The organism is Paractinoplanes polyasparticus, assembly GCF_019710575.1.
Lineage (GTDB): Bacteria > Actinomycetota > Actinomycetes > Mycobacteriales > Micromonosporaceae > Actinoplanes > Actinoplanes polyasparticus.
This window is the reverse complement of sequence record NZ_JAHWFK010000011.1, coordinates 1-24120: the sequence shown is the minus strand read 5'-3', so window position 1 is coordinate 24120 and position 24120 is coordinate 1. Positions and strand designations below refer to the sequence as shown.

The 24120-nt window shown below is 69.6% G+C and carries 27 protein-coding genes and 1 tRNA gene; 14 read left to right on the top strand and 14 right to left on the bottom strand.

Annotated features, from left to right (window positions below):
• The first annotated feature begins 15 nt into the window (after positions 1-15).
• Together KXC43_RS13955 and KXC43_RS13950 are read left to right on the top strand one after the other, a co-directional pair.
• Positions 16-1062, top strand: a complete 1047-nt coding sequence (locus KXC43_RS13955; protein ID WP_221376473.1) for a substrate-binding domain-containing protein — start codon at positions 16-18, stop codon at positions 1060-1062.
• A 41-nt stretch (positions 1063-1103) separates the two neighbouring features.
• A complete protein-coding gene (locus tag KXC43_RS13950) occupies positions 1104-2291 on the top strand; it encodes a Gfo/Idh/MocA family protein (protein ID WP_221376472.1) in 1188 nt (395 codons plus the stop codon).
• A 70-nt stretch (positions 2292-2361) separates the two neighbouring features.
• Here KXC43_RS13950 and KXC43_RS13945 read toward each other — a convergent pair whose 3' ends face one another.
• The 7 genes from KXC43_RS13945 to KXC43_RS13915 form a co-directional block, all read right to left on the bottom strand.
• Positions 2362-2673 carry a hypothetical protein gene (locus KXC43_RS13945; protein ID WP_221376471.1) on the bottom strand — a complete coding sequence of 104 codons (312 nt, stop codon included), beginning with the start codon at positions 2671-2673 and terminating at the stop codon, positions 2362-2364.
• Positions 2674-2739: 66 nt separating this feature from the next.
• Positions 2740-3432, bottom strand: a complete 693-nt coding sequence (locus tag KXC43_RS13940) for a WXG100 family type VII secretion target (protein ID WP_221376470.1) — start codon at positions 3430-3432, stop codon at positions 2740-2742.
• Positions 3429-3743, bottom strand: a complete 315-nt coding sequence (locus KXC43_RS13935) for a type VII secretion target (RefSeq protein WP_221376469.1) — start codon at positions 3741-3743, stop codon at positions 3429-3431. Before KXC43_RS13935 ends, KXC43_RS13940 begins: the two co-directional genes overlap by 4 nt.
• A complete protein-coding gene (locus KXC43_RS13930) occupies positions 3736-4110 on the bottom strand; it encodes a YbaB/EbfC family nucleoid-associated protein (protein ID WP_221376468.1) in 375 nt (124 codons plus the stop codon). The genes KXC43_RS13935 and KXC43_RS13930 overlap by 8 nt, the downstream gene beginning before the upstream one ends.
• Positions 4111-4136: 26 nt before the next feature.
• Positions 4137-4451, bottom strand: a complete 315-nt coding sequence (locus KXC43_RS13925; protein WP_221376467.1) for a hypothetical protein — start codon at positions 4449-4451, stop codon at positions 4137-4139.
• A gap of 6 nt (positions 4452-4457) precedes the next feature.
• Positions 4458-4784 carry a glycoside hydrolase family 18 protein gene (locus KXC43_RS13920; RefSeq protein ID WP_221376466.1) on the bottom strand — a complete coding sequence of 109 codons (327 nt, stop codon included), beginning with the start codon at positions 4782-4784 and terminating at the stop codon, positions 4458-4460.
• Positions 4785-4827: 43 nt separating this feature from the next.
• Positions 4828-5313 carry a hypothetical protein gene (locus tag KXC43_RS13915; protein WP_221376465.1) on the bottom strand — a complete coding sequence of 162 codons (486 nt, stop codon included), beginning with the start codon at positions 5311-5313 and terminating at the stop codon, positions 4828-4830.
• A gap of 324 nt (positions 5314-5637) precedes the next feature.
• Between KXC43_RS13915 and KXC43_RS13910 the strand changes: the two genes are divergently transcribed.
• From KXC43_RS13910 to KXC43_RS52690, 5 genes are all read left to right on the top strand, one after another.
• Positions 5638-6876 (top strand): endonuclease domain-containing protein, encoded by a 1239-nt coding sequence (locus tag KXC43_RS13910; protein WP_255644060.1) that lies wholly within the window; start codon positions 5638-5640, stop codon positions 6874-6876.
• Positions 6863-7492 carry a hypothetical protein gene (locus tag KXC43_RS13905; protein ID WP_221376464.1) on the top strand — a complete coding sequence of 210 codons (630 nt, stop codon included), beginning with the start codon at positions 6863-6865 and terminating at the stop codon, positions 7490-7492. The genes KXC43_RS13910 and KXC43_RS13905 overlap by 14 nt, the downstream gene beginning before the upstream one ends.
• A complete protein-coding gene (locus tag KXC43_RS13900) occupies positions 7492-10833 on the top strand; it encodes a helicase HerA domain-containing protein (RefSeq protein ID WP_221376463.1) in 3342 nt (1113 codons plus the stop codon). The genes KXC43_RS13905 and KXC43_RS13900 overlap by 1 nt, the downstream gene beginning before the upstream one ends.
• Positions 10834-10927: 94 nt before the next feature.
• A complete protein-coding gene (locus tag KXC43_RS13895) occupies positions 10928-11518 on the top strand; it encodes a class I SAM-dependent methyltransferase (RefSeq protein WP_221376462.1) in 591 nt (196 codons plus the stop codon).
• 73 nt (positions 11519-11591) lie between these two features.
• Positions 11592-12782 (top strand): DUF1996 domain-containing protein, encoded by a 1191-nt coding sequence (locus tag KXC43_RS52690; protein WP_221376461.1) that lies wholly within the window; start codon positions 11592-11594, stop codon positions 12780-12782.
• Between the two features lie 36 nt (positions 12783-12818).
• Here the strand turns inward: KXC43_RS52690 and KXC43_RS13885 are convergent, their stop codons facing one another.
• Together KXC43_RS13885 and KXC43_RS13880 are read right to left on the bottom strand one after the other, a co-directional pair.
• Positions 12819-13151, bottom strand: a complete 333-nt coding sequence (locus KXC43_RS13885) for a hypothetical protein (RefSeq protein ID WP_221376460.1) — start codon at positions 13149-13151, stop codon at positions 12819-12821.
• A gap of 5 nt (positions 13152-13156) precedes the next feature.
• Complete coding sequence (locus KXC43_RS13880) at positions 13157-13684, bottom strand: hypothetical protein (RefSeq protein ID WP_221376459.1); 528 nt, start codon at positions 13682-13684, stop codon at positions 13157-13159.
• A 432-nt stretch (positions 13685-14116) separates the two neighbouring features.
• Between KXC43_RS13880 and KXC43_RS13875 the strand changes: the two genes are divergently transcribed.
• Genes KXC43_RS13875 through KXC43_RS13865 form a run of 3 tightly spaced genes read left to right on the top strand, consistent with a single transcriptional unit; the run spans position 14117 to position 15702 of the window.
• The gene (locus KXC43_RS13875) at positions 14117-14521 is read left to right on the top strand and encodes a hypothetical protein (RefSeq protein ID WP_221376458.1); all 405 of its coding nucleotides are present in this window, start codon (positions 14117-14119) and stop codon (positions 14519-14521) included.
• Positions 14512-14889 carry a hypothetical protein gene (locus KXC43_RS13870; protein WP_221376457.1) on the top strand — a complete coding sequence of 126 codons (378 nt, stop codon included), beginning with the start codon at positions 14512-14514 and terminating at the stop codon, positions 14887-14889. Before KXC43_RS13875 ends, KXC43_RS13870 begins: the two co-directional genes overlap by 10 nt.
• Before the next feature lie 6 nt (positions 14890-14895).
• On the top strand, positions 14896-15702 hold the full coding sequence (locus KXC43_RS13865) for a metallophosphoesterase family protein (protein WP_221376456.1): 807 nt from the start codon (positions 14896-14898) through the stop codon (positions 15700-15702).
• A gap of 56 nt (positions 15703-15758) precedes the next feature.
• Here KXC43_RS13865 and KXC43_RS13860 read toward each other — a convergent pair whose 3' ends face one another.
• The 4 genes from KXC43_RS13860 to KXC43_RS13845 all read right to left on the bottom strand — a co-directional run bounded on the left by KXC43_RS13860 (position 15759) and on the right by KXC43_RS13845 (position 20136).
• Positions 15759-15989 carry a hypothetical protein gene (locus tag KXC43_RS13860; protein WP_221376455.1) on the bottom strand — a complete coding sequence of 77 codons (231 nt, stop codon included), beginning with the start codon at positions 15987-15989 and terminating at the stop codon, positions 15759-15761.
• Between the two features lie 488 nt (positions 15990-16477).
• Complete coding sequence (locus KXC43_RS13855) at positions 16478-17437, bottom strand: Acg family FMN-binding oxidoreductase (protein ID WP_221376454.1); 960 nt, start codon at positions 17435-17437, stop codon at positions 16478-16480.
• Positions 17438-17448: 11 nt separating this feature from the next.
• Positions 17449-18399, bottom strand: a complete 951-nt coding sequence (locus tag KXC43_RS13850; protein WP_221376453.1) for an Acg family FMN-binding oxidoreductase — start codon at positions 18397-18399, stop codon at positions 17449-17451.
• A gap of 75 nt (positions 18400-18474) precedes the next feature.
• The gene (locus KXC43_RS13845) at positions 18475-20136 is read right to left on the bottom strand and encodes a GAF domain-containing sensor histidine kinase (protein ID WP_255644074.1); all 1662 of its coding nucleotides are present in this window, start codon (positions 20134-20136) and stop codon (positions 18475-18477) included.
• A gap of 82 nt (positions 20137-20218) precedes the next feature.
• Between KXC43_RS13845 and KXC43_RS13840 the strand changes: the two genes are divergently transcribed.
• The 3 genes from KXC43_RS13840 (at position 20219) to KXC43_RS13830 (ending at position 23349) form a co-directional block, all read left to right on the top strand.
• Positions 20219-20860, top strand: coding sequence for a response regulator (locus KXC43_RS13840; protein WP_221376452.1), 642 nt, complete (start codon positions 20219-20221; stop codon positions 20858-20860).
• Between the two features lie 470 nt (positions 20861-21330).
• Positions 21331-22185 carry a sugar phosphate isomerase/epimerase family protein gene (locus KXC43_RS13835; protein ID WP_308129075.1) on the top strand — a complete coding sequence of 285 codons (855 nt, stop codon included), beginning with the start codon at positions 21331-21333 and terminating at the stop codon, positions 22183-22185.
• A gap of 159 nt (positions 22186-22344) precedes the next feature.
• Complete coding sequence (locus KXC43_RS13830; protein ID WP_221376450.1) at positions 22345-23349, top strand: sugar phosphate isomerase/epimerase family protein; 1005 nt, start codon at positions 22345-22347, stop codon at positions 23347-23349.
• Positions 23350-23419: 70 nt separating this feature from the next.
• Here KXC43_RS13830 and KXC43_RS13825 read toward each other — a convergent pair whose 3' ends face one another.
• Entirely contained in the window at positions 23420-23734 is a 315-nt protein-coding gene (locus KXC43_RS13825; protein ID WP_221376449.1) for a hypothetical protein, read from the bottom strand.
• A 190-nt stretch (positions 23735-23924) separates the two neighbouring features.
• Here KXC43_RS13825 and KXC43_RS13820 point away from each other — a divergent pair.
• Positions 23925-23997 (top strand) — tRNA-Asn (locus KXC43_RS13820).
• Positions 23998-24120: the final 123 nt, after the last annotated feature.

The following is a 24120-nucleotide window of genomic DNA, read 5'->3' as shown; positions in this document are numbered from 1 at the left end:
CCCTTGGGAGGAATCATGTCCGCTTTGTCCCGTAGGCGCATTCTGTTCGGCGGCGCGGCCGTCGGCGCCGGCGCCCTTCTCACCGCCTGCACGAGCAACGAGCCCGAGAACAACGCTCAGGTCAACGCCAATACCGACGCCAGTGCCAACCCGAACGCCGCCGCCGGCAAGAAGGTGATCATCGGCTTCTCGGCCCCGGCCGCCGACCACGGCTGGCTCGCGGCTATCACCAACAACGCCAAGGCGCAGGCCGCGGCGTACCCCGACGTGGAGTTCAAGCCGGTCGAGTCGGGCGCCGACGCGGCCGCCCAGCGCGCCGCGATCGCGACGCTGGTGGCCCAGAAGCCCACCGTGATCGTGATGCTCCCGGCCGACGGCAAGGAGCTCGACGCGGCCGCTCTCGACGCGATGAAGGCCGGCATCCCGGTCATCAACCTCGACCGCGCGTTCCCGTCCCGGGCGGCCTTCCGCCTGCAGATCAAGGGTGACAACTTCGGCATGGGCACCGCCGCCGGCCACTACATCGGCGACCAGCTCAAGGCCAAGGGCGTGACCAACCCGATCATCGGCGAGATCCCGGGCATCGACTCGCTGGAGCTCACCCAGGAGCGCAGCGAGGGCTTCAAGGTCGCGCTGGCCGAGTACGGCTTCAAGGTCGCCAACCGGCGTCCGGCGGAGTTCACCGCCGACTCCGGCCAGGCTGCCGCGACCGCCCTGCTGCAGGCGCTGCCCAAGATGGACGCCCTCTGGAACCACGACGACGACCAGGGCATCGGTGTGCTGGCTGCGATCAAGCAGACCAACCGCAGCGAGTTCTTCATGGTCGGCGGCGCCGGCTCGAAGGCGGCCATCGACGCGATCACCAAGGACGACTCGGTGCTCAAGGCGACCGTCACCTACAGCCCGTCGATGGCGTCGTCCGCCATCTCGCTGGCCCGGCTCATCGGTCAGGGCAAGGGCATGAGCGACCTGGTCGAGCTGCAGGTGCCCCAGGAGATCACTCTCGCCTCCGAGACGATCACCAAGGACAACGCCGCGCAGTACGCGAAGCTCGGCTTCTGACCGAGCCTCCCGGCCGGGCTTTTACGAACAGAGGAGAATCGATGTCGGAGCAGCTGCGGGTCGGCATGGTCGGCTACGCCTTCATGGGCGCCACGCACTCGGTGGCCTGGCGCACTGTCAACCACGCCTTCGACCTGCCGCTGTCGGCACAGATGACCGCGGTGAGCGGCCGCTCCCCGGAAGGGGTGGCGGCCGCCGCCGCGAAACTCGGATGGGCTGAACACACGACGGACTGGCGCACGCTGATCGACCGGGACGACATCGACCTGATCGACATCTGCACCCCGGGCGACACCCACGCCGAGATCGCCCTGGCCGCGCTGGCCGCCGGCAAGCACGTGCTGTGTGAGAAGCCCCTGGCCAACACGGTGGCCGAGGCCCGCGAAATGGCGGCCGCGGCCGCCAAGGCGGCATCCTCCGGCGTACGGGCCATGTGCGCCTTCAACTACCGCCGGGTGCCCGCCGTGGCCCTCATGCGGCAGCTCGTGCGGGACGGCCGCATCGGCACGATCCGCCACGTGCGGGCCAGCTACCTGCAGGACTGGATCGTCGACCCGCAGTTCCCGCTGGTCTGGCGCCTGCAGAAGGAACTGGCGGGCTCGGGGGCGCTGGGTGACATCGGCGCCCACATCATCGACCTGACCCAGTTCGTGACCGGTCAGTCGATCAGCTCGGTGTCGGCGCTGACCGAGACGTTCGTCAAGCAGCGCCCGCTCACGTCCGGCTCGTCCGGGCTGTCGGCGGCGTCCGACGGCAACAACCTGGGCGACGTTACGGTCGACGACGCCGCCCTGTTCCTGGCCCGGCTCGACGGGGGAGCAGTGGCCACGTACGAGGCGACCCGCTTCGCGACCGGCCACAAGAACGCCCTGCGGGTCGAGCTGAACGGCTCACTGGGTTCGCTGGCGTTCGACTTCGAGCGGCTCAACGAGCTCGAGTTCTACGACGCCACGCTGCCCAGCGCCGAGCAGGGCTTCAGCCTCATCCAGGTGACCGAGCCCGAGCACCCGTACATGTCGGCCTGGTGGCCGCCGGGCCACGGCATCGGCTACGAGCACACCTTCACCCACGAGGTCCGCGACCTGATCGAGGCGATCGCCACCGGTCAGCAGCCGACCCCGTCGTTCGCCGACGCCCTGCAGGTGCAACTCGTGCTGGACGCGGTGAGCCGCTCGGCCGAAACTGCCCAGTGGGCCACGGTGGAGCCGGCACTCGAGCCCGCCGTCTGACAGACGTCCGTCGCGGGCCGGCGAGGGAAGGCGTGGTTGCGCCCCACGCCAGGCCGGCCCGTGACGGAACTCAAGGCCGCTGGTAGCCGCAGACGTCGTACAACCAGTGGTCGTAGTAGCGACGCACGGCGTCGAGGTCGTGGTGGTCCAGGGCCAGCCACTCGCGAGCGGCATCCGCGGCCCGGTCGGATTCCCACTCGCTCTCACCCAGGCACCCCCACACCAGATAGAGGCTGGTCGCGAAGACCTCGGTCTCCAGGTAGTCGTGGAGGGCGGCCAGTATCTCGGCGGCCGGGATCGACGGGTCGTCGGACGCGATCACCCGGCCCATCAGCGGGCGCAGCTCGTCGACGTAGGCGGGCGCCCGGCGCTGATCATTCACATGCGAACCATGACACGGCTACCGGCCGAAGTGATTACCGGTCTCACACGGCGGAGTGATCGGATGTCACCCGTTCACGAGGCGGGTCAGGTTGGTCAAGCTCGTGACCAGCGCGGTCGTGTAGCCGAGGATGCGGCCGGCCCACTTGACCACGGCCGAGGCGATCTGGGCGGCGACGATGGGGATGGTCACGACCAGCAACGCCTCGGCGGCCCACACGATCACCCGGGCCACCAGGTCGGCGATCAGGTCGCGGACCAGGTCACGGGTGAACATGACGAGGTTGCCGGCGGCCTGGGTGGCCGAGGACATCGTGGCCGCCAGGGAGGAGAGGCCGCCCAAGGCGTCGACGTTGTTGGCCATCAGGCTCTGGTAGGTCATCGCGGCCGGGCCCGTCCAGTCGGGCACGTCGGCGGCCAGGGCGCCCTGCAGGTCAGCCGACATGGCGGACAGCTCACGGGCCATGTTCTCCCAGGTGGCGGCGTGTGCGGCGACCCGGTCGGGCATGCCCGCCAGCTTGTCGAGAACCTCGCGCAGCGGCTCGAAGTACTCCATCGCCCAGCCCAGTCCGTTGGCCAGCAGCGTGCTGAACGGGTCGAGCACGGCCGAGGCGGCCTCGAGCGCGAACGCCCCACCCGCGAGCGCCTGGTCGACCCAGCTGCCACCCGAGATCGACTGCTGCAGACCCTGGAAGCTGTCGACCAGCGAGGCGCCGGACGTCCCCGGCCCGGTCGACGCGACAGCGATCAGGTTGGTCACGACAGACCCCCGGCCCGGCGCAACCGGTTGGCCGCGTCGTCATCGGCACGCGCGTAGTCCTGACTCGTACGGACGAGAGCGTCCGAAGCCAGGCGGAGATTCTCTTCGACGTACGCATAGAGCTCGTCCTGCTTGGCGTGCCGCGACTCGAGAATGCCCGCCATCCAGCCGCACAGCAGCCCGTACGCGGCATCGTCTTGAACAATGGCCGAACTGGCCGTCTTGACCGCCGCGAACCGCTGCTGAATGGCGTCGACCTTGGTGGCGTGCGCCCGGATCTGCTGCGCGTCGACCTGAAACCCGTCACTCATCGACCCCACCCCGCAGCCGATCCTCGATCACACGCCCCGCCGCCGACCCCGGCCCCAGCGTCTCATCGATGATTTCCTTGCTGAGCGCAGCCACCTTGCGCCGCGCGATCCCCATCGCGGTCATGACCGCCCGCGACACCACGTCGGGCGCGACCCGCTGAATGCGCTCGGTGAACCGCACGTCGATCAGCACGCCGCCGGAATCGATCGTCACCTCGACCAGCCCGTTCCCGTCGACGGCGCTGATCCGCAGGTCACCCAGCCGGTCGGCCATGGCCTGAGTGGCCGCGGCGGCCCGGTCGACGCGCCCTTTCCAGTCCCGCAGGTATTCCCGCGAACTGTCCGGGTCCAGCAGAGGCTCGGTCATCGTTTCTTTCTACCGCGCCACGTCAATCATCGATGTCCCGCCTCCGCTATGGCCTCGCGCACCAAGCCGGCCAGGTGTCGAAGGTAGACCGCCGCGCTGCCATCAGTCTGGTCGTCGCCCAACGCCCGGCCGCCGTCCCACGCGATCAGGTCCAACAGAGTGCCCGGCGGCTGTTCTTCGTTCAGGAGTTCGTCGAGGGCCTCCAACGCCTGGCGGAGCGAAAGCGTGCTGTGCCGGGCGGTCATCCCCAGTTCGTCGCGGACCTCGGCGTCACTGACGGTGTCGGCGACGTGCCCGCGGATCAGCCAACCCACCTTGTCGACCGCGGCCTGTGCGTCCACCTCGGCCTACCTCGCCGGGCCGAGGACCTCGCGGAGGATGTCGGCGATCTGCCGCAGGAACACCGCGGCGCCGGCGTCGGTCGGGTCGTCGTCCAGGCCGAAGTTGGCGTCGTCCTCGACGAGGTGGAGCAGCGTGCCCACCGGTAGGTCAGCGGTGAGAGCCCACTCCAGCGCCTCGAGGTCCTGTCGCAGGGATCGGGCTGCGAACGTTGAGAAACCCGCCGTGTCTGACATGTCCGCGCGAATTTCGTCCAGGTCGACAGCGTCCAGGACATAGGTCTGCAGTAGATCGCGGACCCTGCGCAGCGGCGGCCGAGCGTCTTGCTCGGCCATGCGGGCACGCATCGGTTCCGGGAGCTGACTCAGGTCCACGGTCTCAAAGTACTCCGGTCGGGAAAGCGGTGACGATGAACGGTTGCGGCGGGTCCGAGCCGGGCACCAGCTTGATGCGAATCGTGATGAGGCTGGTCGCGCCGTACTCGGCCTGACGAGGCCCAGCGCCGTACATGCCCTTGTTGTAATACCCCTCCCCGACGCGATGGTGGGCGTCGAATCCGCCCTTGTGGGTTCCGACCGTCGCCAGGTCGCTGCGTATGGCTTCCCAGTTCTCCTGCACATAGCGGTTGACCTCACGGTTCATGGTCGTGTGGTCGGTCCACTTGAACGAACGATTCTCCGCACCGGGCCACGGCGGGTCACCGTAGATGCGGCCCTCGACGGTTCGCGTGTTCGGATCCCGGCGCATGGGGATATCGGGTCCGTGACGCTCGACCGTGTGCGCACCGCTGGTGTCGAACGCTTCGTCGTTGCGGGCCAGATTGAACGCCGGCGGACGCTCGCCGAGCTGGTCGTACTTGCGCATCGCGTCGGCCAGCGCGATGTCGTCGGGACTCGGCCGCGCGGCCGACGATGTGCCGTTGGCGGCGGCGGTGTTGTGCCCTGCGCCGGCTCGGCCTTGCTGGGCGACCGCGTGAGTCGACTGCTGGGCGGCGGCGATGTTGCCGGCCGGACGGGGGCCGCCGGCGCCGTGGGGGCGGGAGCCGCCGCCGGACGGTGGTTCCGGGGTGTCGCCGCCGGAGCCGCCGTGGCTTCGTGGACGGGTCGGCACAGGTCGGTCCGTTCGTCGCCGCTGGTCGTCGGGTCGCGAGCAGCGTAACAACAGACGGCAATCGATCCGGTTCGCACATTGTGGATCTTTCTGGTGCGAGGAACGGTGGAATGCGATCAGGGGAACGAGGCGGAGATCAGTCGGAAAGGTGACTCGGCGGGGAGGGTCGTCGCGGCAATCAGCCGTTCGGCGAGAAAAGCGTCACATCCGCGCTATGGCGTCGCCCGGGGCCGATTCGTAGGCTGTCCGGGACGTGCGGTGGCGGCTGGGAAAGGGTTGAGAACACTGTCGGATATCCCGGTCGACCGTGTCGTCGCGCTGCCCGATGTAGATATCGATGATCTCGCACATTCGCTCGCTGCCGGGTACGGAGAATTGGCTCCTCTGGTCATCCGCACTCCGTTTCGCGGCGCCACTCCGTCCGCTTTCGCCGAGGCCGCGGTCGAGGAGTTGGAACGGGCTGCCGTCGGGCTGTTGCCGGCTTGGCTGCCGGGCGTGAACGAGAGCCGAGCCGACGTCGGCGGCCTTGCCGCCGCTCGCCTTCTCGCGGCCGAGGCTGCCCGCACGAGCCGATACCCGCGTGCTTTCCTCAGTGACCTCGCCGTCCTCGCGCTCACCGGGCGTCGCCCGCACCACTCGCTACCGCTCCGGATCCGCGCCCGGGAACTGGCCCGGCTGGTCGCCCAGGCCTTCGGGCGCCGCCGCACGGTGCTGCTGGTCGACGCTGTGGACGCCGGTACGGGCGCGGTGGCCGGCGGTGCGGACGGAATCGGCGGCGAAGCAGGCGCGGTGGGCGGCGGGATGAGCGGCGACGCGATGGTCGCCGGCGCCGAATGGCTCGTGAGCAGCGGCGGGCCCGCCGTCTGGTTGGTCGGCGTGCGGAACGAGCGGCTCCCCACCGTACGGGCGCGAATTGGACCTTCAAACGGCAGTGTCGCGGAGGCGGGTAGGCCCCATCCCGCGAGCACGGTCGAGGCTGCCCTCGAGGCGGCGCTGGCGCGGGAGTCGTGGGCGACCGGTCGCCGCTGGAATCAGGATTACCGGTCGAATGCGCTGACTCCGCCCGTACGGCTGGATCTCTGGTGGCCGGAGGAACGGTGTGTGGTGGAGATCGACGGGCCGGAACACTGCCGACCCGAGCGGTATGAGCTCGATCGGCGGCGTGACGTGCGACTGACTCTGGACGGTTATGCCGTTCTGCGTTTCACCAATGCCCGAATCGTTCATGATGTCGGCGCCGTGGTTCACCAGATCGGCACCTTTGTGCGGAGCCGGCGGCGCGATACAGCGGAAGGAAGCAATTATGGCCGGCGATGACCTGACCCCGTCCGAGGGCGCGATCCTGATGGTGCTGATGGTCGAGGCCCGTGAGGTGTTGAACACCGAGCTCAAAGAGCGGTACGGGCTCGACGTACGCAAGGAACAGCGCGACAAACTCGGCCGCCTGCACTACGTGTCGAGCCGCCGCAGCGGCCGCACGGTCGCGATGCAGCTGGACGACAAGGGCTGGGTCCGCATGCAGAGCGACTTCGACTTCAACGCGCGTGGCGCGAAGGCTCTGGGCGCCGCGCTGACCGCCCTGCACGCCAATCTGCGCGAGCGCATCCTCGACCGCAGCGGCGCTGCCAACCTGACCGAACTGTTTGCCCAGAGCGAGATGCGCGCGCCGACCGGCGGTCTGGGCCCGCGTATCGCCAGTGCTTACAACGCTCTCGCGGACGAGCCGGGAGCGTGGGTGAGCCTGCGCCGGCTGCGCCCGTTCTTCGCCGACGTCGCCCGGGACGAGCTCGACGAGGCCCTGCGTGACCTCAGCCGCGCCGACGGTGTGAACATCGTGCCCGAGTCCAACCAGAAGGCTCTCACCCCGGCCGACCGCGAAGCCGCCCTGCGGCTCGGGGGTCAGGAGAATCACCTGCTGGCGATCGGCGTGTGATGAACGAGGAGCAACGGGCGGCGCTGGCCTCCCTGCGGTTCAACTGGGCGCCGGTGCCGGACGACATCTGGCGGCCGCTGCCGTTCCACGTCGACGGCCTGCACCTGCCGGCGCTGCGCGACATCGCGGACGGATTCGCCGATGCCACGGCCAGCCGCGACGCCAGTCCCATCGGCCTGGTCGTTCAGGGGCAGCGCGGCTCCGGCAAGACGCACCTGCTCGGCTGGGTGCGGCAGCAGGTGCAGGAGCGGGGCGGATACTTCTTCCTCGTCAGCCTGCTCGACGCCGGCGGGTTCTGGGACAGTGTGCTCGCCGCGATGCTCGACGGGCTGTCCCGGCCGATCCCCGGCGCCGATCAGACCCAGCTCACCGTGCTGCTGCGCCGGCTGTCGGCGATGGTCGGCGCGCCCCGCAAGTCGCGCCGCGCGGTCATGGGTGACACCGAGCTGACCCGCGCCGATCTGGATGCCTTCATCGAGGGACTCGGCGAGTTCGACCGGCAGGTCGCGCGGTCGAGTCAGGAGACGGCCCGGGCGCTCGCGCTGAGCGCCTCGGAGGACGTCGCCCACCGCGACCTCGCCGAGAACTACTTCGTCTCGGGCGAGGAGAACGTGCCGGGCGAACGCCATGCCTGGGGCATGCGCCGCTCACCACGCCCGGCGCGGCTCATCGTGCAGGACCTGTCCTGGCTGCTCGCGCTCACCGGTCCGTCGGTGATCGCGATCGACCAGATCGACACGCTCATCGCGCAGGTCGCGGTGCTGAGCGACCCCAGCCTGGCCGCGACGGCGGTGGTCGAACCGGAGCAGGCGCTGATGCTGGCTCGCATGGCCGACGGGCTCATGACATTGCGGCAGCTCACCCGTCGTACGTTGACGGTCCTGGCCTGCATCCCCAACTCGTGGACCATCGTCTCGTCGACCGCCGCCGACACCGTGGCCGATCGGTTCCGGCTGACGCCGCAGCTCAAGCGCATCAACGACGACGATCTGGCCCGGGCCATCATCGAGAAACGGTTCCGGTTGCGCTACGCGGAGGCGGGCTTCGAGCCGCCGTTCCCGACGTGGCCGATCGCCGCGGAGGCCTTCGCCGACGCGGGCCAGTTCACCCCGCGCCAGCTGCTGATCGAGATCGACCAGCACGTCCGCGCCTGCCTCGCCGACGGCGAGGTGCGCATCCTGGAACGGCTGGGCGAGCCTCGGGAGTCCGCTCCGGGGCCTTTGCCCACCCAGGGCGGAGACCTTCAGGCGTACGACTTGAGGTTCGCCGAGCTGCGCAAGACGGCCGACGTGCTGGCCCCGCTCGGCCGGGCGACCGAGGATCAGACGGTGCCGCCGTTGCTGGCGGCCGGGCTCACGGCCTGGATTCTCGAGCGCGGTGACGAGGCGTTCAGCGTGGATCCGCCGCCGAGCAACGATCCGCCGTTGCACGCCCGGCTGCGGCTCACGCTGGACGAGAACACCGAGGACCAGGCGCACTGGTGCTTCCGCGCGATCAGCGACGAGCACCACCACAGCGCGGCGTTGTCGCGCATCCGCAAAGCCTCGATGGCGGCCGCGGTGGATGCGGGCACTCCGAAGCGGCAGCTTTTCCTGCTGCGTAACGGGAAATGGGCGGCGGGGGAGCGGACTCGGGCTGCGGTGGCGAAGCTGGAGGAGGGGAGCGGGGGAACTCTCGCGTTGAGCGAGGACGACCTGCGGACGATGTCGGCTCTCCGGGTCATGCTGGCTGAAACCACAATGGACCTGCAGGGGTGGCTGGCCGAGCGACGGCCGGCGCATGGCATCTCCTTCCTGCAGCAAGCCTTGTCCGATGTGGAACAGCGCGTGGGTGGAGCACGGTCGGTGGCCGGTGCCGCTGTGGAATCCGGCGTCGATCGAGCGCTGCCAACTCCTGTCCGGCCGGTCGCTGTTCCCGCGAGCAGCTCCGTCGTAACGCCGGTCTCGTCGGTTGCCGGACCCGCATTCACCGTCGGGTACGACTACCACGACGGCTCGGCGGCGCGGCTGCCGCTCGAGGCCCTACGGAAGCACGCGACGATCTTCGCCGGATCCGGCTCGGGCAAGACGGTGCTGATCCGGCGGATCGTCGAGGAGTGCGCGCTGCAGGGCGTCTCCGCGATCGTGCTCGACCCCAACAACGACCTGGCCCGCCTCGGCGAAGGATGGCCGTCACCGCCGCCGCAGTGGGGCCCGGACGACGCCGCCCGGGCCACCGACTATCTCGCGAACACCGACGTCGTCGTATGGACGCCGCGGCGCGCATCCGGCCGGCCGCTCAGCTTTCAGCCGCTGCCCGACTTCCGCAGCGTTCGCGACGACGAGGACGAGTTCCACGAGGCGGTCGAGGCCGCCGTCGCCGCCCTCACGCCACGGGCCGGGCTCACCGGTCGTACGAACAAAACGCAGTTGGGTCTGGCCGTGCTGCGCAAAGCCGTCGAGCATTACGGCCGGCGGGGCGGCACTCGCCTCAAGGGGCTGATCGACACGCTCGGCAACCTGCCCGACGGCCTCATCGACATCGACGACGCCGACAAGATCGGGCTCGCGCTGTCGCAGACCCTCACCGCGGCGATGGTCAACGACCCGTTGTTCGGCGGCCACGGCACGCCCATGGATCCGGGGCTGCTGCTCACCCCGGCCGAGGGCAAGCGGGCCCGCGTCTCGGTGGTCAGCCTCGTAGGGCTGCCGTCCGACGACGTACGGCAGAGCTTCGTCAACCAGTTGCAGATGGCGCTGTTCGCCTGGATCAGGAAGAACCCGGCCGGCGACCGCCCATTGCTCGGCCTGCTGGTCATGGACGAGGCCCAGACGTTCGCCCCGTCCGGCGCGATGACCGCCTGCACGCAGAGCACGCTGGCACTGGCCGCGCAGGCCCGCAAGTACGGCCTGGGCCTGATCTTCGCCACCCAGGCGCCCAAGGGCCTGCACAACCGCATCCCCGGCAACGCCGCCACCCAGATGTACGGCCTGATGAACAGCCCTATCCAGATCGAGGCCGCCCGCGACATGGCCAAGGCCAAGGGCGGCGACGTCCCCGACATCTCCCGCCTCACGGTCGGCGAGTTCTACCTGGCCGCTGAGGGCGCCGCACCCCGCAAGATCCGTACGGCGCTGTCCCTCACACACCACCCGCGCAGCCCGCTGACCGCCGAGGAGGTGCTGGAACGGGCTCGCTCAAGCGATCAGTTCTCGAGAAGCGGCGGGTCCGGTGAGGCCCCTACCGTAAGGCTCGTAAACAGCGGAAACGTGGGAGGAGCCGGAGATGGCCGAGAACTTCACCGCCGAGGAGCGGGCCGCGATGAAGGAGCGGGCGCAGGAGGTCCGGAAGAGCCGCGCTGAGATGTCGGGGGAGGACCGGAGCTGGCCGAGCGGGTGCAGGTCGAGGCGCGCATTGCCGAGTTGGTGAAGCGCGCCGCCGGTTAGCATCGGGGAAATGAGTGATCAGAACGGCTGGCTCAAGCTGCTCGACGAGAACCCCCAGCACTCGCAGTGGTACATCGACCGGTTCCGGTCGATGGCCGAGGCCGGCGCCGATCTGGCCGGCGAGGCGCGCTTCGTCGACGCGATGCTCGGGCGCGGAGCCCGGGTGCTCGACGCCGGGTGCGGCACGGGCCGGCTCGGCGGCTATCTCGCCGCGGCGGGGCACGAGGTGGTCGGCGTCGATCTCGACCCGGCCCTGATCGCCGAGGCTCAGGCGAACCATCCGGACGCCCGGTGGCTGGTGGGGGACCTCAGCGAGCTCGATCTGCCCGAGCGGTTCGACGTCATCGTCAGCGCCGGCAATGTGATGACCTTCGTGGCGCCCAGCACCCGCGTCGAGATCCTGCGCCGGTTCGTCCGTCACCTCGGCGACGGCGGCCGGCTGGTCGTCGGGTTCGGCGCCGGGCGCGGGTACGCCTTCGACGACTTCCTGGCCGACGCGGCGTCCGCGGGCCTCACCAGCGACCTTCTGCTCGCGACGTGGGACCTGCGCCCGTTCGGGCCGGAGGCGGAGTTCTTGGTCGCGGTTCTGCGCACTGAGTAGCGTTTTTTGGTTATCGGTGTCCTCGCACCACGTCTCCCTAGCCAGTGATCAAGCGCCTGGTGAGGAGCAACCCGTGTCGTACGCGACGGACAACCGGCCCGAGGCGGCCGGGCCGCAGCACCGCCGCCGGCCCCGCCGGGCGCTGGCGGTCGTCTGCGCCGGCATCGCTGTGACCGCGGTGGCGGTGACGGTGGGCGCGGTGGCCCTGGCGGATACGGGGAATGAGCCGTCGACGGCAGCACCGGCAGTACCGGCAGTCGTCGTCACGTCCCGACCGGCAGGGCTTCCCTCCGCCACTTCGCCCAGCGCTGCCCCGAAGCCGTCGGCCCGCGTTTCCAAAACGGCCGAGGCGGCGCCGCTCGTCCGCCCGGTTCCCAAGGCGGGCTGGATCCCGGTCGATCAGCCGGCATGGAAGAAGCAGGTGGCGGCGTACAAGGGCAGGAAGATCGACCCCGCGCCCGGCAGCGTCGGCAACCTGCCCGAGTTCCGGGCCGACTGCACATACAGCCACCGGCGGGCCGACGACCCGATCGTGCTGCCCGGCCTGCCCGGCGCCTCGCACATGCACTCGTTCGTCGGCAACAAGAAGCTCGACGCGTACACGACGGCCGGCGACCTGATGAAGTTCACCGCCAGCACCTGCAAGCCGGCCCAGGACCACTCCGCGTACTGGGTGCCGACGCTCTACGACAACGCCACCGGCAAACCGGTCGAGACCACCGGCTTCCGGGTGTACTACCGCTCGCTGCGCGACAACTCAGGCGACGTGCTGCCGATGCCCAACGGCCTCCGCATGATCGCCGGCGACGCCAAGAAGAAGGAGCCGACACCACGCGGCGCGCAGGGCCAGTTCTACTGCGCCTTCTACGGCCCCGGCGACCTCGACGGCGTCGCCCGCAGCGACAACGGCAACTGGCCGATCTGCGGCAAGGGCGCCACGTTCCACTTCATGATGCAGTTCCCCGACTGCTGGGACGGCAAGAACCTGGACAGCCCCACCCACAAGGCCCACGTGACCTTCGGCTCCGGCCGGGCCTGCCCCTCCAGCCATCCGGTCCGCATCCCAGCCATCACGTTCGACATCCAGTACGGCGTGACGGGCACGAAGGCCGGCTACTACCTCTCGTCCGACAAACAGGGCAAGAGCGCCTCCTCCATGCACGGCGACGCCTTCGTCATGTGGGACCCCGACTTCATGGCCAAGCAGACCAAGAACTGCATCCTCCAGCGCCGCACCTGTGACAACAACGGCTATCTGCGATAACTCCGGGCCGTTCAATACGCCTCAGCCGCGACCCCTCTAATCCTCGTCGGAAACGTAGGGGTCAGTAGGAATGAGCCTGATGTCCGGGATGACGGCGGCGCGCTGCTCGGGGGTCGCGTCGAAGGAGAGCATGTCGGCGCCCTCCGGGATGCCGACCCTGGACAGAAAAATGCCGTTGCGTCCCACGTCGCACCACAGGGTCGCAAAGCCGATACGGGTCTCGAAACTCCCGGTGTAGGTGATGTGCAGGCGCCCGCCATCGCCGTCCGGGCAGGGCACATCGATCCGCGTGGGCCACGCATCCCTGATTCTCGTGAAGGCGTCGAACCAAGCCTCCCAGGTGCGCTGGGAATCCGTCATCTCGGCCATGCCATCTACTCCGCATCCATCAGGTGCTTGTGCGCCTGCCACCATCGTTCCTCATAGGCGTACGCACGACTCTCGTAGGCGGCGCGGGCAGCCTCCTCCCAAGGGAACTTGTTGCCACTTCGAAGCTCGTCGAGGTGGAACCGCTCATGCGCGAGGGTGCGAGCCAGTTGCTCCTCGTTCATGAACGCGTCGCGGGCCAGCTTGATCTCGCCGTCGGGCATGGTCACTCCGAAGAATTCCCGCCCCGGCCCCGATCCGCGACGGAGCATGTCCAGTGAGAACCTGACGCCGTCCATGTCCACGCCGTATTTCTCGGCGACCGCGAGAACGTTCTCCCGGCTCATCAAGATCTTTTCTTTGTTCCGGACGATGCCGTCGCCTTCCCGGCGCAGACCAATCAGACCGTCATCGGTGCTCGATCGTCCTTTCCGCGCCACGCTTGTGACGGCTTCGTGGGCTTGGGTCACGCTGCCGGCATTGTGCGATGGGTTCTCGGCAGCCGTGCGTCCGCGGCCCGGTGCAGTACCGGCCACGGTGATCTCCTCGTCGGGAGATCGAGGACGTCCAGTCATGGCCGTCTTCGCCTCGAGAGGCTGCCCACGGCTGTGAAGCTAACAACCCGCGTCCAGAATGGGCAGTCCTCGCCGTCCCCTGAAATGGCGACGTTCACGTGACAACCGTCGATACGATGCGGCGGCTGAGAGGCGTCGCCTTGCCATGGATCGGGGATGTCACATGGTTCTCTGTTCGCACCGCGTTCGCAGTCACGGCCTAACGCAGGAAGAGGCCGGATCGAAGCGCCGGCCGTCGTGACGGGTCGACGTCGAGGACCGCGGGGCGGTGGGAGCGGGCCGCCGCAAAGCATCCGGGCAGCAGAGGGGCAGGCGGGGGACGCCGCCGTGGGTGGGCGTCTCGACGCCTCCGGGACGGGCACCGGCGCAACGCGACCGCCGGACCGTCGGACTGTGCCGCACGGCTTCGACAGCTTCCAGGCTTTCCAGAATTTCGCTGGGCCGCTACGACAACGCATGCGTGAGCGGTACCCGGACCTCGAGATGGGCTTTCAAGGCAGCGCGGTCACCGGACGCAGCGCCGACGAACACAAACCTTTCGACCTGGGCCGTACGAGTGACTTCGACATCGCCATCTCCGGCGATTCCCTGTACGCCGCCGCTCGTGAGCGGGGGGTACCGTTCCGCGGCGATGGCGTGTCGACCGGCCCGCTCGGTGACGACGATCTGCATGTCCTCGGACTCGAGGACATCGTCAGCGACGCGTCCGACGAGGCCGGCCGGCCCGTCAACGTGATGATCTACCGTTCGATCGCCGACGCCGCCGACCGCAAACCGACCATCAAGGTATGGTTTTGACCGGTCCGGGCCTGAATGAATGGAAGACGGGCGTGCCTTTCATCTATGACGTGTACGGGCTGGCCGAGCCCACGCTCGGCAACGAGCCGGCACTGCTCGCCGAGGTCCTGGGCGTCACTTGGGAGCAGCGGCGCAGTGATTACCGCGGCGAGTACTTCCAAGCCCAGGGCCCGTCCCCGATCGGTGGTCGCCTGGTTCTGCAGTCCAACGACCTCCGGGATGAAACCGGCGATTATCTTCAACTGCCCGACTTTCCTGATCACCGCTTCCTGTTGTTCGTCAACAAGTCGCAGCAGCCCGACGAGGTACGACAGCGGCTGGCGGGCCTGCCGCAGTGGGCCTTTCTGCGGCGGCGAGAGCTGGACTGACCGGTGATGCGGCTGCTCGACGGCCGGGCCGAGCGGCTGGCGACTGTTTCGTATCAGGCGGCTGCGCCCGGTGGGGGAACAGAAAGCGTGCAACTCGCGGTCGAGCGGCTGCGCGTCGACTCGGTGCCGGACGGGTGCCGGGCGATCCTGGCGGCCGGGGACCTGCAAGGCGTCGCGCCGTCGCCGCTCGGTGGACGGCCCGGGCTGCTGGGCATCGCGGTCGCCGATTATCTCGAGATCTGGGCCGGGCAAGGCTTGCTGCCGCCGCCGTCCGAGGTCGGTGTCCTTCTCGCCGGCGACCTGTATTCGGCTCCCGGTGCGGACCGTCGCGGCGCCTCCGGCCCGGTGGACGACGTGTGGCTGGCCTTCGTGGCCGCCGGGTGTTCCGCCGTATTCGGCGTGGCGGGCAATCACGATGAGGTGACCGCCGCGCAGGTCGCCGCGCTCGGACCCGATGTCGCGCTGCTCGATGGCGACCGGCGGCACTTCGGGGGTCTGACGGTCGCTGGTGTCAGCGGCGTCATCGGCGATCCGGGCCGTCCGTTACGGCGTACCGAAGAGGACTTTCACACAGCCGTGAAGGCAGCCGTGACTCCATCCCCGGACGTGCTGCTCCTACATGAGGGGCCCACTGGTGACTCCGCCGACCAGCGCGGCAATCCAGCCCTCCGCGCCTTGATCGAGCGCCGCGCTCCGGCCCTCACGGTGTGCGGCCACGTGCATTGGCCGCGCCCCACCGCGCTCCTGGGCGCCGGTCACGTCATCAACGTGGACGCCCGCGTGGTCGTTCTCGTACCAGGGTCTTCCAGCTGACGGGGACAACGCTCCCACGGCTGCTCAGCTAGGAACCTCCCAACAGCAATGGGTCGCTAGCTGGAGAACACAACGCCGGGCGGGAATTCGCCTCGGTCCTGCCAGGCGCGCTTGATCTTCGAAGCGACGGCGCCCGCAGCTGAGTCGAAACGGCCGTCCTCGGCGGACGCGTGCCAGGTGCGCTTGTCGATGGTCAGGATCCGGTCGAACTGACGATCGAGGCCGAACTCGTACCGCACCTCGTCCTCCGTCTCGGCGACCTTGCGCCCGACAACCATCATTCCCATCGTTACCTCCACGGCTCCGAGTAGTCCTCGTGATGGACGATTCCGCCGTCGTAGTCGGACAGCGGATGTCCTTCGAAGAAGACGTGGTCGCGTATTCGTCGATTTCCTCGTCGGAGAAGTCTGTCGAGCCGTCGAGACGTTCGACGTCACGCAGATGGCCGGCGATGACGTGGGCGTCCGGATTGGCTCGGATGTCGTCGTAGGCGGCATTTGCCCAACGATCCAGGCGTTCGAAGTCGGCATTGTCATAAGGGCGGTTGGAATGGCCACCATGGGTCAGCCGAGTGGCGTCGTCCTTCGGACCTGACATCCCGGTGCCGATGCGGCCTTCCACGGCTGAAGCTCCAACCGCGTCCTGAGCCTGGGCGACCGTGGACACGGGGCGGGCACCGATGCGGGGTCCATGATTGCTGGGCGGTCCTTTCGGTGTCCGCGGCCGTCCAGTCATGGTTGTGACCGTGCGATCCCCTGGGCGCCGGAGCGCATCATCAGCTGACGAGGACGTCGGCGACGGGGCGGCGGGGGGTGGTGGGCGCGGACTGGCCGTAGCCGACCCTCAAGGCCAACTGCGGAAAGCCGGAACGGCTCAAGGAGCGGCGTAGTTGTTCCCGGGCGGCGGGGACCTCGATGGGCTGGGAAATCATCGAGGCGGCCAGGCCCGAGTCGGTGGCGGTCAGTAGGACTCGTTGCAGGGCCTGGCCTGCCTGTAGTTGGTCGGCCGGGCGGTCGCCGGCCGAGCCCAGGACGGCCACCAGCGGTTCGGGCTCGTAGTCGCGGCCGGGGGAGCGGCGGCGTTCCGTGAAGGATCTCTGCGGCAGCAGATCCTGGGGTTCGGGGGTGGGGGCGCCGGCGGCCACCGGTATGCCGTCGAGGGCTGCGTCGGCGTGGGTCCAGCCGGACATCTCGAGCTGATAGCGGGCGTCTCGGCGGAGGACGCGGTCGGCGCTGTGCGCTATCTCGGCGAAGCCGGCCAGCGGCACCATGCCCACCAGCAGGTCGAGCCACGCGTTCTCGGCGCGGGCGGCGTCCAGCAGGCGGCGCCGGGTCTCGGCCGGCACCGGGTCGGGCCAGAAGGGGGCTCGGTGGCTGTGGCGGCGGGGGATCGCCGCGTAGAGGTCGCTTTCGGCGTACGTCGGGCGGCGGGAACGGGCCGGGGTCAGGCGGGCCATCAGGTCGGGCTGGGCGCGGTCGGGGCGGAGCGTGACCTCAGCCGGACGGCCGGCCGTGGCGAGGGCCAGGCGCGCGTTGTAGGTGGCGGCGCCGCAGGCCAGGCGCACCGCCCAGCCCGCCCGGTCGGCCACGGCGAGCCGGCGGGACGGGTCGGCCAGGATCTCGATCGTGCCTTCGCGCAGGCGGAACATCCACGGCTGCGTGTTGTGCAGGGAGGGTGCGCGAATGCCGGCGGAGGCCGCACGCAGGAGGTCCTCCCGGCCGTAGCCGACCATCATCACCACTTCCTTCAGGTCGAGACGATTACGTCGGCGGCGGTGCGGCGCGGGCGCGGCGGCAGCGGGGTGATGTCGGCCGGGTAGCCGAGGCGGACGGCCAGGTAGGGCTCGCCCAGGTCGGCCAGCAGACCACGGACCAGGACGCGCGGCCACTCCACCTCGATGGCGTCGCTCAGCGGGGCGGTTGCCAGGCCGTCGGCCGTCGCCTGCAGCAGCAGCGCCGACAGGGCTTCGCCCGCCTGCAGCAGCTGGATGGGGGCGTCGCCGCGGCCGAAGAGGATCACGAACGAGGCGCCCTCGTCGTGCGCGGCGCCGACCGGGAGGCCGGCCTGCTCGTCCGGCACGTAGTCCCGTACGGGAACCCGGCGCAAGCCAGGCTCGACCGCCGTCGCCGCGGGAATGCCGTCGCCCGAGCCTGCCGGGCGATGGGTCCACTGCCTCAGTTCCTCGCGGTATTCGGGGTCGTTCAGCTCGGCGTGGCCGGCCAGTTCGGCCGAGATCGCCAGCGCGGTGATCTGGTCGCGCGGCACGACGTGCAGGTAGGCCCCGGCCGCCTCGACCAGCTGCCGCAACTTCGTGAGCTCCTCGTCGGAGACCGTGCGGGTGCCGAACGGGCGGCGGTCGGTGCGGCGCTGCGGAATTGCGTCAGCCAGGCGCACCGAAGCCGGCGGCACCGGCGAACCGAGGTGAACGCGTGCCAGCAGCGACGGTTGCGCCGGGTCGGGCAGCCGGCTCACATCAAAGGACCAGCCCAGAGCGGCCAGCTTGGTGAGCGCGTGGTGCAAAGCCGCCCCGCAGCTGAGCGCCAGCAGCCGGCCGTCCCGGTCGGTGGTGTCGAGCCGGCGGGACGCGTCGGCGTGAAGCTCCATCGTGTCGCCGTCGATCCGCCAGCTCCAGGGCTGGGTGTTGAAGACGGACGGGGCGTGCAGCGCGGCAGTGGCGGCCTGCTCGAGGGGTGTCATGGGGACCTCCGATTTCCTGTGCGCCCCCAGCCTGTGCCCCGGCCACCCCCGAAGTGCAGGGTCAAAGGTCCCGTCTCAGGAGGAAATCGGCACCCGCCAGGTGAGCACCGTGCCGCCGCCCGCCCCGGGCTCGACCGTGAAGGAGCCGCCGAGGTCGTGGGCCCGCTCGGCCATGTTGAGCAGGCCGCCCCGGGCCGCCGCCTCGGGCGGGATGCCGGCCCCGTTGTCCTCGACCCGCAGGCTCACGGCCGAGCCCGCGTGCACGGAGACCCGTACGGCCGTCGCGTTCGCATGCCGGGCCACGTTCGACAGCGCCTCGCGAAGCACCGCGAGCAGTTCGGGAACGATGTCGTCGGGGATCGCGCTGTCGACCGGCCCGCTGGTATCGAGGGTGGGGCGGAACCCGAGAGCTGCCGCCTCGACGGTCTCGCGCAGCGCGGCCCGCAGCGACGGCCCGACCGGCGCCCGCAGCTCGAAGATCGACCGGCGGATGTCGCGGATCGTCTCGTCGAGGTCGTCGACGGTGGCGTTGATGCGCTTGGTCGTCTCGGCCCTCGACGTCTGCGAGGCGGCGCCCTGCAGCTGCATGCCGGTGGCGAACAGCCGCTGGATGACGACGTCGTGCAGGTCGCGGGCGATCCGCTCGCGGTCGGCCAGCACGGCCAGAAGTTCGCGTTCCTCCTGGGCGCGGGCCCGTTCGAGGGCGAGCGCGGCCTGGCCGGCGAAGGTAGACAGCAGCACCGCGTCCTCGTCGGCGACCGGCTGGCCGGCCGCCTGGGTGACGATCAGCAGGCCGTGCGGGGTGTCCGCGCCGGTCAGCGGGACGATGACGGCCGGGCCGGCGGGCACCGGACCGGGCCAGTCGGCCACTGCGCGCAGGTCGTCGATGACCCGGTAGCCGCCGGGGTCGAAGTCGTCCATGGCGATCCGGCCGCCGGTCAGGCTCGCGCACGCCGGGTCGGCGCCGTCGGCGACCTCGATCGTGTAGGAGGAATCGTCGAACAGCAGCACGAGCACCAGGCCGGCGTCGGCGACCTCCCGCGCGCGGCGCGCGATCAACTGCAGAGCTTCCGTACGGCGAACCGTCCCGAGCAGCACACCGGTGATCTCGGCGGTGGCCGCGAGCCAGCGTTCGCGCCGCTGCGCCAGCGTGAACAGCCGGGCGTTGTCGATGGCGACGCCGGCCGCGGCGGCCAGCGCCACCACGATCTCCTCGTCGTCGTCGCTGAACTCGGCGGCGCCCTGCTTCTCGGCCAGATAGAGGTTGCCGAAGACGTGGTCGCGGATCCGGACGGGCACACCCAGGAAGCTGTGCATCGGTGGATGGTGCGGCGGGAAGCCGTACGAGTGGGGATGCCGGGTGATGTCGGGCAGACGCACGGGTTGCGGGTCGGTGATGAGCAGCCCGAGCACCCCGCGGCCGTGCGGCAGGTCGCCGATCCGCGCGTGCAGCTCGGGCCCGATGCCGTGCGTGATGAAGTCGGACAGCTGGGTGCGGTCGCCCCCGATCACCCCGAGCGCCCCGTATCTCGCGCCGGCCAGGGCGCAGGCCGATTCGACGATGCGCTGCAGGGTGCTGCGCAGGTCGAGGTCGGTGCCGATGCCGACCACGGCGTCGAGCAGCGCGCGCAGGCGTTCCCGGCTGGTCATCACCTCGCCGACGCGGTCGAGCATCTCTTGCAATAGCTCGTCGAGGTGCACCCGGGAGAGTGGACCGAGTCCGAGGGAGGGCTTCATCTGCTCCGCCACCACTGAAGATTAACGGTGGCGGGACTTAAGACCCTGGGGCCGGGGCTTCCGTACGCGATAGGAAGGTCGAATGATCCGAGTCTTCCTCCTCGACGACCACGAGGTCGTCCGCCGCGGCCTCGTCGACCTGCTCCAGTCCGGTGGTGACATCGAGGTCGTGGGCGAGTCCGGCTCCGCGCAGGAGGCGGCTCGGCGCATCCCCGCCCTGCGCCCCGACGTGGCGATCCTCGACGCGCGGCTGCCCGACGGCAACGGTATCGACGTGTGCCGTGACGTCCGTGCGGTCGACTCCTCGATCCGGGGCCTCATTCTCACCTCGTACGAGGATGACGAGGCCCTGTTCGCGGCGATCATGGCCGGCGCCTCCGGTTATGTGCTCAAGCAGATCCGCGGCACCGATCTGGTCGACGCGGTGCGCCGGGTCGCCCAGGGTCAGTCGCTGCTCGACCCCGCGGTGACCCAGCGGGTGCTCGAACGCATCCGCAACGGCGTGGAGCAGCCCCGAGAGCTGGCCGCCCTGACCGACCAGGAGCGCCGGATCCTCGAGTTCGTGGCCGAAGGCCTGACCAACCGTGAGATCGCCAACCGCATGTTCCTGGCCGAGAAGACGGTCAAGAACTACGTCTCGAGCATGCTCGCCAAGCTGGGCCTGGAGCGCCGCACGCAGGCCGCCGTCCTGGCCACCCGGCTGCTCGGGGAGCTCCCGCACTGACGCACGCGACAAGATCCGCCGACATTCGCACGTGTGATCGTTCTGTGCGCGCCCGAATTACCACATGGTGCACACCGATCGATCGTTGTGGAACCGATTCGGCAGCACCCTTTCCGGTTCTACCGGCAGGTCACAATGGCCGTGATGATCGACCCTTGCCTATTTCTTGAGGCCTCTTCGATCATGTTCGGGCCGGTCACGGCGTCGCACGGCGCGTACGCCGCTGATCCTGAGAACGCATGACTCTCGTATCCGTGGGCAGGTGAGTCCACGGATGGAGACAACATGACCACGCGCAAGCCCGCCACGCGCGCGTCGAGCAACAGCCACCACGTGGTCCATACTGGACCCGTGAGCACGTGCGGATGCACGTGCAGATGCGCCGGTGCTCTTGTCCGGGGAGGACTCTGATGCGGCTGAGACATCCTTCCGGCCGAATCGTGCACCTTTCCTGCGAGATCACTCCCGCCGTGGCGAGCAATCTACCCGCCGTCGTCGCGCAGCTCGACACCTACGGCGCCGTCCGGGCCCGGCTCGGCGTCGACGCTCTCGGCGTGTGCCTCTGGCTTCCCCCCGCGCTCGCCGCCGCCCTTGCCGTAGAGAGCCGCGCCCGTACCCGGCTTCGTGCCGAACTCGACGCCCGTCGGCTCGAAGTCGTCACGTTGAGCGGCGCGCCCTTCGGCGAGGGCGGCGGCGAGACCCCGGCCTGGACCGAACCCGCCCGCCGCGAGTACACCCTCGACCTCGCGCGCATCCTGCTCGACCTGCTCGACGAGGACGCCGTGCGCGGCAACGTCAGCACCATCGGTCTCGGCGCCCGCGAGGGCTGGGGCGAGGCGGAGGAGAAGGCGGCCGCCGGCATCCTGCGCCGCCTGTCGCACGGCCTCGCCGACCTCGCCTGGCAGAACGGCCGCGCCGTCCGGGTGGGCTTCCAGCCCGCCACCGGGCAGGTGCTCGACAGCCCCGAGCAGACGGTGGCCGCGCTCAGCCGGATCGACAAGGACAGGCTGGGCGTCAGCCTCGACCTGGGCCACGTCGCCGAACACTGGGACGATCCGGCCGCCGGCGTCGAGACCCTCACCGACGCCGGCCTGGCCATCGTCGAGGTGCGGCTGAGCGCTGTGGCCGGGTCGACCACCGGCGCCTGGCGTGAGGGCCTGAGCCGGTTGTTCGGCCGGCAGGGCCCGCTCACCGAGAACCTCACCCTGGTCGGCCGGGCTCCGGACCAGCCGGTCGAGCAGATCGCGGGCGATGTGGCGTACCTGTTGGCCGAGCTCGCCGCCCTCGGCCTGGCGCCGGAAAATGAGCCCTGCCCCGTACGCTGAAATCCGTCTAGAGTCAGTCGTGGCACCGCTGTCCACGGGTGGTCCGGGTCGTGGGAGGCGCAACCCCCGCCGGTCGTGACACCCCGCAGCCAGTCGTGCCACCGGGCGGCCTCCCTCGCCGCCCAATCTCCAGCTGCTCATTTCCGAGGGAGAAACACCATGGCGCGACCCATCACGCTCTTCACCGGCCAATGGGCCGACCTGCCCTTCGAAGAGGTCTGCCGGCTCGCCTCCGAGTGGGGCTACGACGGGCTCGAGATCGCCTGCTGGGGTGATCACTTCGAGGTCGACCGGGCCCTGGCCGAACCCGACTACATCGACCGCAAGCGCTCGTTGTTGGAAAAGCACAACCTCAAGGTGTACGCGATCAGCAACCACCTGGTCGGGCAGGCCGTCTGCGACCACCCGATCGACGAGCGCCACCAGGACATCCTGTCCGCCGACATCTGGGGCGACGGGGACGCCGAGGGCGTACGCCAGCGGGCCGCCGAGCGCATGAAGGACACGGCCCGCGCCGCCGCCCGGCTGGGCGTGAAGACGGTTGTCGGCTTCACCGGCTCGTCGATCTGGCACACGGTGGCCATGTTCCCGCCCGTGCCGCCGGCCATGATCGAGCGTGGCTACCAGGACTTCGCCGACCGGTGGAACCCGATCCTCGACGTGTTCGACGAGGTGGGCGTGCGGTTCGCGCACGAGGTGCACCCCAGCGAGATCGCCTACGACTACTGGACCACCCGCCGCACGCTGGAGGCGATCGGCGACCGCCCCGCCTTCGGCCTGAACTGGGACCCGTCGCACTTCGTGTGGCAGGACCTCGACCCGGTCAACTTCATCCTCGAGTTCAAGGACCGGATCTACCACGTCGACTGCAAGGACGCCAAGGTTCGCACCGGCGACGGCCGGCGCGGCCGGATGAGCTCCCACCTGCCCTGGGCCGACCTGCGCCGCGGCTGGGACTTCGTCTCCACCGGTCACGGCGACGTGCCGTGGGAAGACTGCTTCCGCGCGCTGAACGCCATCGGCTACGACGGCCCGATCTCGATCGAGTGGGAGGACGCCGGCATGGACCGCCTGATCGGCGCGCCCGAGGCGCTCGAGTTCGTGCGGCGGCTGGCCTTCGACGCCCCGACGGCGGCGTTCGACGCGGCCTTCTCGCGGTCCTGACGCCTCCCGGACAAGGCTGGGGCCGCCCTCGTCGTTGAGGGCGGCCCCAGAGCCTTTATCCGTCCGGCGTTCAGAGAGTGGTGCCGCCGGGCTTGCTGTTCGAGGACGCGAGCGGCTGGGTCAGGTCCGAGTCGCTGGTGCTGCTGGACGTCGAGGACGTCGTGTTCAGCTTCTCACCCAGCTTCGACGACTGGATCTTGTCCTTGCTCTCGCTGTACAGCTTGTTGGCCTGCGCCTGGGCCACTCCGGCAGCCTCCTGGACCGACGGGTGCTCCCACACCTTCTTGGCGTTGGACCGGATCTCCTCGTACTTCTCCCGGCCGGCACGGCTGCCCAGGACGAAGCCCGCCGCGAGACCGGTGATGAACATCAGCTTTCCGCGCATGATGGCGGCTCCTTCCGTTCGTGACGCGCGTGCGTCGTTGCTCGGTGCTTACCCATGCTGCCGCTTTCGTATGCCTGCGTCCTGCGTTTGCCGTCCTCGACGGCGTGGCGGGTAACCCCTTCGCGCCCCGCCCCGGCTGTCATGTAGTCTGTTCTCCGTCGCTAGGGGCAAGCCTCAAGCGGCGCAGCAATCCCCTGTAGCTCAATTGGCAGAGCAGCCGGCTGTTAACCGGCAGGTTATTGGTTCGAGTCCAATCGGGGGAGCGAGTCGGCGGGGCCTCCTGTTCGCGGAACGCGCGAACCGGGGGCCTTTGTCGCATGTCTGCTCAGGGGGCCGAGCCCCCTGAAACCCCACGGTGCGGTCATCCGGTGCGGGATTTGCCTGCG

Bases quoted from the DNA above. Each gene is read 5' to 3' on its own strand.
- KXC43_RS13955 (WP_221376473.1), top strand. From the start codon at position 16: ATGTCCGCTTTGTCCCGTAGGCGCATTCTGTTCGGCGGCGCGGCCGTC.
- KXC43_RS13950 (WP_221376472.1), top strand. From the start codon at position 1,104: ATGTCGGAGCAGCTGCGGGTCGGCATGGTCGGCTACGCCTTCATGGGC.
- KXC43_RS13935 (WP_221376469.1), bottom strand. From the start codon at position 3,743: ATGAGTGACGGGTTTCAGGTCGACGCGCAGCAGATCCGGGCGCACGCC.
- KXC43_RS13930 (WP_221376468.1), bottom strand. From the start codon at position 4,110: ATGACCGAGCCTCTGCTGGACCCGGACAGTTCGCGGGAATACCTGCGG.
- KXC43_RS13920 (WP_221376466.1), bottom strand. From the start codon at position 4,784: ATGGCCGAGCAAGACGCTCGGCCGCCGCTGCGCAGGGTCCGCGATCTA.
- KXC43_RS13915 (WP_221376465.1), bottom strand. From the start codon at position 5,313: ATGCGCAAGTACGACCAGCTCGGCGAGCGTCCGCCGGCGTTCAATCTG.
- KXC43_RS13905 (WP_221376464.1), top strand. From the start codon at position 6,863: ATGGCCGGCGATGACCTGACCCCGTCCGAGGGCGCGATCCTGATGGTG.
- KXC43_RS13900 (WP_221376463.1), top strand. From the start codon at position 7,492: ATGAACGAGGAGCAACGGGCGGCGCTGGCCTCCCTGCGGTTCAACTGG.
- KXC43_RS13895 (WP_221376462.1), top strand. From the start codon at position 10,928: ATGAGTGATCAGAACGGCTGGCTCAAGCTGCTCGACGAGAACCCCCAG.
- KXC43_RS13885 (WP_221376460.1), bottom strand. From the start codon at position 13,151: ATGGCCGAGATGACGGATTCCCAGCGCACCTGGGAGGCTTGGTTCGAC.
- KXC43_RS13870 (WP_221376457.1), top strand. From the start codon at position 14,512: ATGGTTTTGACCGGTCCGGGCCTGAATGAATGGAAGACGGGCGTGCCT.
- KXC43_RS13865 (WP_221376456.1), top strand. From the start codon at position 14,896: ATGCGGCTGCTCGACGGCCGGGCCGAGCGGCTGGCGACTGTTTCGTAT.
- KXC43_RS13860 (WP_221376455.1), bottom strand. From the start codon at position 15,989: ATGGGAATGATGGTTGTCGGGCGCAAGGTCGCCGAGACGGAGGACGAG.
- KXC43_RS13855 (WP_221376454.1), bottom strand. From the start codon at position 17,437: ATGATGGTCGGCTACGGCCGGGAGGACCTCCTGCGTGCGGCCTCCGCC.
- KXC43_RS13850 (WP_221376453.1), bottom strand. From the start codon at position 18,399: ATGACACCCCTCGAGCAGGCCGCCACTGCCGCGCTGCACGCCCCGTCC.
- KXC43_RS13845 (WP_255644074.1), bottom strand. From the start codon at position 20,136: ATGAAGCCCTCCCTCGGACTCGGTCCACTCTCCCGGGTGCACCTCGAC.
- KXC43_RS13840 (WP_221376452.1), top strand. From the start codon at position 20,219: ATGATCCGAGTCTTCCTCCTCGACGACCACGAGGTCGTCCGCCGCGGC.
- KXC43_RS13830 (WP_221376450.1), top strand. From the start codon at position 22,345: ATGGCGCGACCCATCACGCTCTTCACCGGCCAATGGGCCGACCTGCCC.
- KXC43_RS13825 (WP_221376449.1), bottom strand. From the start codon at position 23,734: ATGCGCGGAAAGCTGATGTTCATCACCGGTCTCGCGGCGGGCTTCGTC.